This window comes from Caulobacter sp. B11 (assembly GCF_002737765.1).
Classification (GTDB): Bacteria; Pseudomonadota; Alphaproteobacteria; order Caulobacterales; family Caulobacteraceae; genus Caulobacter.
Window position 1 is genome coordinate 1 of the sequence record NZ_PEGG01000146.1, and the last position, 8469, is coordinate 8469.

The 8469-nt window shown below is 66.8% G+C and carries 11 protein-coding genes and 2 pseudogenes; 8 read left to right on the plus strand and 5 right to left on the minus strand.

Annotated features, from left to right (window positions below):
- On the plus strand, positions 1 to 624 hold a 624-nt coding region (mtgA, locus tag CSW58_RS07295), incomplete at its 5' end, for a monofunctional biosynthetic peptidoglycan transglycosylase (protein ID WP_099446844.1).
- Positions 625 to 635: 11 nt separating this feature from the next.
- The gene (locus CSW58_RS07300) at positions 636 to 1181 is read left to right on the plus strand and encodes a GNAT family N-acetyltransferase (protein WP_099446845.1); all 546 of its coding nucleotides are present in this window, start codon (positions 636 to 638) and stop codon (positions 1179 to 1181) included.
- Positions 1182 to 1193: 12 nt separating this feature from the next.
- Here CSW58_RS07300 and CSW58_RS07305 read toward each other — a convergent pair whose 3' ends face one another.
- Positions 1194 to 1394, minus strand: coding sequence for a KTSC domain-containing protein (locus tag CSW58_RS07305; protein ID WP_099446846.1), 201 nt, complete (start codon positions 1392 to 1394; stop codon positions 1194 to 1196).
- Positions 1395 to 1523: 129 nt separating this feature from the next.
- Here CSW58_RS07305 and CSW58_RS07310 point away from each other — a divergent pair, with 129 nt between their 5' ends.
- The 3 genes from CSW58_RS07310 to CSW58_RS07320 all read left to right on the plus strand — a co-directional run bounded on the left by CSW58_RS07310 (position 1524) and on the right by CSW58_RS07320 (position 3280).
- A complete protein-coding gene (locus tag CSW58_RS07310; protein ID WP_099446847.1) occupies positions 1524 to 1931 on the plus strand; it encodes an MAPEG family protein in 408 nt (135 codons plus the stop codon).
- Positions 1932 to 1970: 39 nt separating this feature from the next.
- Positions 1971 to 2600: a LysE family translocator gene (locus CSW58_RS07315; protein WP_099446848.1), complete on the plus strand. Its 630-nt coding sequence runs from the start codon at positions 1971 to 1973 to the stop codon at positions 2598 to 2600.
- Positions 2601 to 2689: 89 nt separating this feature from the next.
- Positions 2690 to 3280 (plus strand): hypothetical protein, encoded by a 591-nt coding sequence (locus CSW58_RS07320; protein ID WP_099446851.1) that lies wholly within the window; start codon positions 2690 to 2692, stop codon positions 3278 to 3280.
- Positions 3281 to 3405: 125 nt separating this feature from the next.
- Here the strand turns inward: CSW58_RS07320 and CSW58_RS07325 are convergent, their stop codons facing one another.
- Positions 3406 to 4188, minus strand: coding sequence for an SDR family NAD(P)-dependent oxidoreductase (locus CSW58_RS07325; protein ID WP_099446849.1), 783 nt, complete (start codon positions 4186 to 4188; stop codon positions 3406 to 3408).
- Between the two features lie 54 nt (positions 4189 to 4242).
- Between CSW58_RS07325 and CSW58_RS07330 the strand changes: the two are divergent.
- The 3 genes and pseudogenes from CSW58_RS07330 (at position 4243) to CSW58_RS15065 (ending at position 6864) form a co-directional block, all read left to right on the plus strand.
- A pseudogene (locus tag CSW58_RS07330) lies at positions 4243 to 4644 on the plus strand (YkvA family protein).
- Between the two features lie 112 nt (positions 4645 to 4756).
- Positions 4757 to 6258 (plus strand): annotated as a pseudogene (locus CSW58_RS07335) (catalase); the annotation flags it as partial.
- A gap of 63 nt (positions 6259 to 6321) precedes the next feature.
- The gene (locus CSW58_RS15065; protein WP_236627703.1) at positions 6322 to 6864 is read left to right on the plus strand and encodes a hypothetical protein; all 543 of its coding nucleotides are present in this window, start codon (positions 6322 to 6324) and stop codon (positions 6862 to 6864) included.
- Here the strand turns inward: CSW58_RS15065 and CSW58_RS15070 are convergent.
- The 3 genes from CSW58_RS15070 to CSW58_RS07345 all read right to left on the minus strand — a co-directional run.
- Positions 6861 to 7001 (minus strand): hypothetical protein, encoded by a 141-nt coding sequence (locus CSW58_RS15070; RefSeq protein WP_236627704.1) that lies wholly within the window; start codon positions 6999 to 7001, stop codon positions 6861 to 6863. The two genes, CSW58_RS15065 and CSW58_RS15070, sit on opposite strands and share 4 nt — an antisense overlap.
- Before the next feature lie 182 nt (positions 7002 to 7183).
- Positions 7184 to 7636 (minus strand): hypothetical protein, encoded by a 453-nt coding sequence (locus CSW58_RS07340; protein WP_143755118.1) that lies wholly within the window; start codon positions 7634 to 7636, stop codon positions 7184 to 7186.
- A 14-nt stretch (positions 7637 to 7650) separates the two neighbouring features.
- On the minus strand, positions 7651 to 8469 hold an 819-nt coding region (locus CSW58_RS07345; RefSeq protein WP_143755119.1), incomplete at its 5' end, for an AMP-binding protein.

Sequence of the window (8469 nt, forward strand, 5' to 3'; positions counted from 1 at the left end):
GGACCGATCGTGGCGGTGGTCGTCTATCGCTTCGTGCCGCCGCCGGTCACGCCGCTGATGCTGATTCGGGCCGCCGAGGGCAAGGGTCTGGATCACCGTTGGCGCTCGATCCGGACCGTCGCGCCGGCCCTGCCCCGCGCCCTGATCGCCGCCGAGGACGCCCGGTTTTGCGAGCATTCCGGCTTTGATTTTGACGCCCTTCAGAAGGCCTACGCCAATAACGGGCGGGGCGGAAAGATTCGCGGCGGCTCGACCATCAGCCAGCAGACCGCCAAGAACGTCTTCCTGTGGCCCGGCCGTTCCTATGTTCGCAAGGGTCTGGAGGCCTGGTTCACGGTCCTGATCGAGACCATCTGGGGCAAGAAGCGGATCATGGAGGTCTATCTCAACAGCATTGAGTACGGCCCGGGCGTCTATGGGGCCGAGGCCGCGGCGCGACGCTATTTCGGCGTCGGGGCCGACAGGCTGACCACCGCCCAGGCGGCGCGCCTGGCGGCCATCCTGCCCAGCCCTCTGAAATGGAAGGCCGCCAAGCCGGGGCCCTATGTCAAGAAACGCAGCCGGCGGATCGGCGCGGCCTCGGGCACGGTGCGCCGCGAAGGCCTCGCCGCCTGCGTGGCCTGAGGAACCTCCTAATGTCCATCGCTCCCGGACCCACCCTGCAAACCGCCCGGTTGATCCTGCGGCCGATCGCCCAGCAGGATCTCGACGGCTGGGCGGAGCTGATGGGCGACGCCGAGGCGGCCCGGTTCATCGGCGGCCAGCAGTCGCGGCCCTCGGCCTGGCGCGGCATGGCGTCCATGGCGGGGTCCTGGGCCCTGAACGGCTTTGGGATGTTCTCGCTGATCGAAAAGGACACCGGCCGCTGGATCGGGCGGGCGGGTCCCTGGCGGCCGGAAGGCTGGCCTGGGACCGAGGTCGGATGGAGTTTGCTGCGGACAGCCTGGGGCAAGGGCTATGCGGTCGAGGCGGCGGAGGCGGCCATGGACTGGGCGTTCGACGCCCTGGACTGGACGCGGATCATCCACTGTATCGACCCGGCCAACCTGCCGTCCCAGAAGGTCGCCCAACGCCTCGGCTCGACGTTGCTGGGGCCCGGCCGCATGCCGGACCCGTTCTCGGACCTGCCGATCGAACTCTGGGGCCAGACGCGCGACCAGTGGCGCGCGCGGCCGCGCTAGGCCCGACCGCGGCTAGATCCGGTTGTAGGGATAGCGGTCGCGGATGACCCGCAGGAAGAATCGGCCCTTGGACGGCGCGCGTTCGAAGGCGTCTCGGACCCGAGGCGGAACCCCGACATAGACATATTCGTCGCCGTCGCTGAACGTGACGAACAGCTTGCCATGCTCCGGCTGGTAGTCGAATGCGCGGATGGCGGTGGACTGGATCTGCATCGCTTCCGGTCTCCGTTGGGGTGAAACGATAAACCGTCGTCGACCATGGCGGTTCCCCAGCTGAAGGTTATGCGACACTCTCCGGCTCAAGGCGATGCGATCCGCAATCGCCGTTTCGGGGATGAATCCATGCAACCGCACAATCTGGTGGCGCTCGTCACGCTACTGTCTCTGATCCTCCTGGTCTGGACCATCATGCGGGTCGGCGGAGCCCGCGCCCGCTTCGGCGTCGAGGCGCCGGCCACCACCGGCCACCCCGAGTTCGAGCGGCATTTCCGGGTCCAGATGAACACCGTGGAAGGCCTGATGGTCTATCTGCCGTCGCTCTGGCTGTTCGCGCTCTACTGGACCGATCTGGTGGCCGCCGTCCTGGGTCTGGTCTGGATCGCGGGCCGGCTGATCTACACCCTGGCCTATGTCAAGGATCCCAAGACCCGTTCCATGGGCTTCGGCATTCAGGGCCTGGCGACCATCGTCCTGCTGCTGGGCGCCCTGATCGGCGTCATTCGCGCCCTGATGATCACCGGCGGCGCCTGACCGCTTGCGAGGGGCAGGGCGGCGGCCTAGCTAGGCCGCATGTCCCTGCCCGTCGATCCCGCCCGCTACAGCGCCTTCCTGGTGACCATGTTCGTGATGGCCATCACGCCCGGGCCGGCCAACCTGTTCGCGATCGCCACCGGGGTGGCCAAGGGCAAGGGCGCCGCCCTTCTGGGCGTAGCGGGCATGAACGCCGCCACCCTGATCTGGTTTCTCGCGGCAGCCCTGGGCCTGGGCGCCCTTATCCTGGCCTTCCCCCAGTTTTTCCATGTCCTGGCCCTGCTGGGGGCGGCCTATGTGGCTTGGCTGGGGGTCAAGTCGATCCTGTCGGGGATCCAGGGTCAGGCGGGCGAGGACCACGCGGTCTCGCGCCAGGGCAAGTCGGCCCTGATCGACGGATTCACCGTCCAGATCGCCAATCCCAAGGCCCTGTTGTTCTTCACCGCCGTGCTGCCGCCCTTCATCGACGTCCAGCGCCCCCTGGTCCCGCAACTGACGATGTTCGCCGTCGCCACCATCGGCATGGACCTGATCAGCATGAGCGCCTACGGCCTGGGCGGAGCGGCCCTGGCCAACCGGATGGCCGAGCCGCGTTTCCGGCGCGGCTTTTCCTTTGCGGTCGGCGCCCTGTTGATCACCGCCGCCGGACTGATCATCAGCCGCGCCTGAGCCGGGCTCGCCTGACCGCCGAATAGACTTGGCGCTGGGCTCGGTGGGAGTCAGTATTCAAGACGACTGACTTTAGGAGGATCGCGTTGATGATCGTCAAGAAGGCCGCGCTCGCCGCGGCGCTCGCATTCGCCGTCGGTCTGACGGCCTGCGCCACCGCCACGCCCTATCAGCCCAATATTCGCGGCCAGCAGGTTTCGGGCGGCTTTTCCGAAACACGCCTTGAAGCCGACCGCTATCGGGTGACCTTCGCCGGCAACAGCCTGACTTCGCGCGAAACCGTCGAGCGCTATCTGCTGTATCGCGCCGCCGAGGTCACGGTGCAGCAGGGCTATGACTGGTTCGAGACCGCCGACCGGCGCACCGAGCGCACGGCCCGCACGGTGATCGATCCCGATCCCTTCGCTCGCCCGGGCTTCGGCTACGGCTATCCCTACGGCGCGTGGCGTCCCGCTTGGCGCTATTATGGTCCCCGCTACGGCGGCTGGCGCGCCTGGGACCCGTTCTGGGGCGACCCCTTCTTCGCTGATCGCGGCCAGGTCCGTACGATCGAGAAGTTCGAGGCCAGCGCCGAGATCGTCCTGCACAAGGGCCGCAAGCCCGAGGGAGACGTGCGGGCCTTTGACGCCCGCGAGATCATGATCAATCTGGGCCCGACCATTCAGCGGCCGGCGGGGTAGAACGCTCCCTTCCCCCTTGATGGGGGAAGGGCCGGGGATGGGGGTGACGCGGCGGTTCAACCGGCAAACGCCCTATCACCCCCACCCAACCCTCCCCCATCAAGGGGGAGGGCTTCCCGTTGTGCTTAGCGCGGCGCCATGCGGATGCCGCCGTCGAGACGCACGTCCTCGCCGTTGAAATAGCCGTTGGTGATCATGGTCAGGGCCAGTTGGGCGTATTCTTCCGGCAGGCCGAGGCGCTTGGGGAAGGGGACGCTGGCGGCCAGGCCGGCCTTCACGGCTTCGGGAGCGTTGTTCATCAGCGGGGTGTTGAAGATGCCCGGCAGGATGCAGTTGACGCGGATGCCTTCGCTCATCAGGTCGCGGGCGATCGGCAGGGTCATGCCGACGACGCCGCCCTTGGAGGCCGAATAGGCCGCCTGGCCCATCTGGCCGTCCTCGGCCGCGACGCTGGCGGTGTTGACGATCGCGCCGCGCTCGCCGTCGACGCCCGGCTCGAGATCCAGCATGCCCTTGGCCGACTTGGCGATGCAGCGGAAGGTGCCGACCAGGTTGATCTGGATGATGCGGTCGAAGGCGTCGAGCGGGAAGTGCTTGGTCTCGCCGGTGGCCTTGTCGCGGCCGGCGGTCTTGGCGGCGTTGCCGGTGCCGGCGCAGTTGACCAGGATCCGCTCCTGGCCGTGGGCGGCGCGGGCCTTTTCGAAGCCGGCGTCGACATCGGCGTCGGAGGTGACATTGACCTTGCAGAACACGCCGCCGATTTCCTTGGCGACTTCCTCGCCGCGGGCCTCGTTCATGTCGAACAGGGCGACCTTGACGCCCTGGGCGGCCAGGGCGCGGGCGGTGGCTTCGCCGAGGCCCGAAGCGCCTCCGGTGACGACGGCGGCGACGGTGTTGTCGAGTTTCATGGACGTTTCCCCAAGCTGTGCGTTTAATTGGATGTTGAGGAGCGGTTTAAACCCATGAGCGTCAAGGCTGAACCATCCCCCGACGTCAACGACGTCCTGGATCCGAAAAAGGCCCTGGTTCCGTCGGTGGTCAAGGTCAACGAGCAGCGCGTGGCGCGCGGCTTCTGGCCCAAGATCCGCAAGGTCGCCAGCCAGGTTCCGTTCGCGCCGACGCCCTGTCGCTGTGGTGGTGCGCGCGCGACCCGACCACGCCCACCGCCGCCAAGGGCATGGTGATGGCGGCCCTGGCCTATTTCGTGCTGCCGACCGACGCCATTCCCGACGTCCTGCCGGTGCTGGGCTTTACCGATGACGCCCGTCATCGCCGCCCTGATCGCCATCGTCGGCAAGAACCTTAAGTCCCGACACAAGGAAGCCGCCAAGGCCTTCCTGGCCAAGCTCGGCGCGAGTGAGTGACGACTGAGGGCGGCCCGCAGGTCGCCTTTCCGGCGACCTGAACGCCGGAACCATCACCCGCACCATGGGTTTGGCGATGACGACCTTAGGGCGTCATCGGGAGCACCAGAACATGGCTACGGGCAAGGACGGCTTCACCACGACGGTGGGCCAGGGCGGCGAAACCCATCAGCAGGTTCCCGAGAAGGGGCCCCATGCCGCCGAAGGCCACCTGACCACCAACCAGGGCATCCGGGTTGCCGACAACCAGAACCAGTTGAAGAGCGGCGAACGCGGCCCGGTGCTGCTGGAGGACTTTGTTCTTCGCGAAAAGATCTTCCACTTCGATCACGAGCGCATTCCCGAACGCATCGTCCATGCGCGCGGCACGGCGGCGCACGGCTATTTTGAGCTCTATGAGTCGCTGGCCGACCTGACCAAGGCCGATCTCTTCCAGCGGGCCGGCGAGAAGACACCGCTGTTCACGCGGTTCTCGACCGTGGCCGGCGGCGCGGGCAGCGTCGACACCCCCGCGACGTGCGCGGCTTCGCGGTGAAGTTCTATACCAAAGAGGGAAATTGGGACCTCGTCGGCAACAATATCCCGGTGTTCTTCATCCAGGACGCCATCAAGTTCCCCGACCTGATCCACTCGGTGAAGATGGAGGCTGATCGCGGCTTTCCCCAGGCCGCCAGCGCCCATGACACCTTCTGGGATTTCATCAGCCTGATGCCGGAATCGACCCACATGATTATGTGGGCCATGAGCGACCGGACCATTCCGCGCTCGCTGCGCACCATGGAAGGCTTTGGCGTCCACACCTTCCGGTTCGTCAATGCGGCCGGCAAGTCGACCTTCGTCAAGTTCCACTGGAAGCCCAAGCAGGGCGTGGCCTTGACCCTCTGGGACGAGGCGGTCAAGCTGGCCGGCGCGGATCCGGACTTCCAGCGCCGCGATCTGTTCGAGGCCATCCAGCGCGGCGACTTCCCCGAATGGGAGCTGGGCATCCAGGCCTTCGACCAGGCCTTCGCCGATAGTCTCCCCTTCGACGTACTCGACCCGACCAAGCTGATCCCCGAGGAGGTGCTGCCGATCCGCATGATCGGCCGCATGGTGCTGGACCGCTATCCGGACAACTTCTTCGCCGAGACCGAGCAGGTCGCCTATTGCCCCGCCAATGTGCCGCCGGGGGTCGACTTCACCAATGACCCGCTGCTGCAGGGCCGACTGTTCTCCTATCTCGACACCCAGAAAAGCCGACTGGGCACCGCCAATTTCCACCAGTTGCCGATCAACGCGCCCAAGTGCCCGGTGATGAACTTCCAGCGCGACGGCCAGATGCAGATGGCCGTGCCCAAGGGCCGCGCCAATTACGAGCCCAACAGCCTGGCCGAGACGGCGGGCGAGGACGGCGGCCCGCGTGAGTGCCCGATGACCGGCTTCACGACCTTCCCGTCAGCCGACGTCGAGAACGAGCAGGGCGACAAGCTGCGCATACGCCCTGAGAGCTTCGCCGATCACTACAGCCAGGCGCGGCTGTTCTTCCGCTCGCTTGATCCCGCCGAACAGGCCCACCTGGCCTCGGCCATCGTCTTCGAGCTGTCCAAGGTCAGCATCGCGGCGGTGCGGACCCGGATGATGGCCAACCTGGTCAATGTCGATCCAGACCTCGCCAAGCGGGTCGGGGCCGGCCTGAACATGGACGTGCCCAAGGCCTCGAAAAGCGCGGTTCCCGTCCAGGACCTAGACCTGTCGCCGGCCCTGCGGGTCGTCAACGGTCCGCGCGCGCCTCAGGATATCAAGGGCCATGTCATCGGCATCCTCGTGGCGGACGGCTCCGATGCGACGGCGGTCGCCAAGCTCAAGGCGGCGATCAAGAGGGCCGGGGCCGTGGCCAAGGTCATCGCGCCGAAGATCGGCGGGGCAAAGGGCGCGGACGGGACCCTGATCCCGGCCGACGGCCAGCTGGCCGGCACGCCTTCGGTGACGGTGGACGCCATCGCCCTGGTCCTGTCCGACACCGGCTGCGCGGCCCTGCTGAAGGAAGCCGCCGCCGTCCAGTTCGTGATGGACGCCTTTGGCCACCTCAAGGCGATCGGGGCCACCGACGCCGCCAAGCTGTTGCTGGACAAGGCTGGGGTTGAGCCGGACGAAGGCGTCGTGGGCCTGGGCTCGGAGTTCATCGCGGCGGCGGCGCTGCGGTTCTGGGATCGGGAGCCGAAGGTGCGGATGCTGGCCTAGCCCCTAAACCTTGTCATCCCGGACGCGCCCTGGCGCGATCCGGGACCCAGGGGCCGGCGCAATGCAGTGACCCCTGGGTCCCGGTGCTCCGCTTCGCTACGGCCGGGATGACAAGTAAGGGCCTCATCCCAGCAAATGACCCTTCCACGCCGCCCGCAGCACCGTCTTGTCGTTCTTGCCGGTGGCGGTGAGCGGCACGGGGGCGAAGACCACGTCGTCGTGGGTCCACCATTTTGCCAAGTAGGCCTCAAGCCAGTGCGGTCAGGACTCACGATCGAGGGTGACCCGCCTTTGTCGTGCGGTAGCCAACTCAAGTGAGCTATTCGGTGTCGAACCGATACGCGCCCTGGTCGCGGAACCAAGTCGTTGCCGGCTCGGGGCCGAGCCGGATGAGCTCCAACTTGGCGGGAGTTGTGCAGAACGGCACGCCCACGCCGTCGATGGGGCGCTCCCCCTCGAAGGCGCGCTGCACCGCGATGACGCGACAATTGCGCAGTTGAACGATCAAGGTCTCATAGGACGGCGCCAGCAGCCCTTTCAGGCCGAGCCCGTTCCAGGCTGGACAGGTCTTGGCGACCTCGGCCTTGAGGCCTTCAAGTCCCGACAGGCTGAACTCAATGCCGAGGAAATCTGGATGCGGCTCATAGATGCAGACGAGGTCGGCATCCTTGCGGGTAACCACGGGCGACTCGTAGAGAGCGATATCCTTGGGCAGGCGCAGATCATCAATCGGTACGCACCCCGTAGTCAGGCCGCAACACAGAACGATCAAGGCGAGTGCTCGTCTCATCCCAGCAAGTGATCCTTCCAGGCCGCTCGCAGCACCTTCTTGTCGATCTTGCCGGTCGCGGTGAGAGGCACAGCCGCGAAGACCACGTCGTCTGGGGTCCACCACTTGACGATGTGCGGGGCCAGGAAGGCCAGGACCGCGGCCTTGTCGAGGTCCGCCCCCTCATGGGTCTCGATGACCAGCAGGGGACGTTCTTCCCACTTGGGATGGGCCACGCCGATCACGGCGGCGATCCTCACGCCGGGGCAGCCGACCGCGACGTTTTCCAGGTCGATCGAGCTGATCCATTCGCCGCCCGACTTGATGACGTCCTTCTGGCGATCGGTGATGCGCATGAAGCCGTGCGCGTCGAGGGTGGCGATGTCGCCGGTATCGAACCAGCCGTCGTCCTGGGCGGCGTCATGGTCCTGGCGGAAATAGCGCTTCACCACCCAGGGGCCGCGCACCTTGAGCGCGCCGGAGGTCTCGCCGTCGCGCGGCGCGTCGGTCCCGTCATCGGCCTCGACCTTGAGCTCGATCCCGAACTGCAGCCGGCCCTGACGGGTCCAGATCGCCTCGTCCATCGCCTCTTCGCCCAGGGCCGCCAGGGCCGGGGTCGGGGTGGCGACCACGCCGATCGGGCAGGTCTCGGTCATGCCCCAGATCTGCAGGACGCTGACGCCGTAGAGCCGCTTGAAGGTCTCGGCCATGGCCCGCGGCACGGCGCTGCCGCCGATCACCACCCTCTGCAGGGTGTCCGGCCGCTGGCCGGTCTTTTCCAGCCAGTCCAGATACATGGTCCAGATGGTCGGGACGCCGCCGGTGAAGGTGACGCC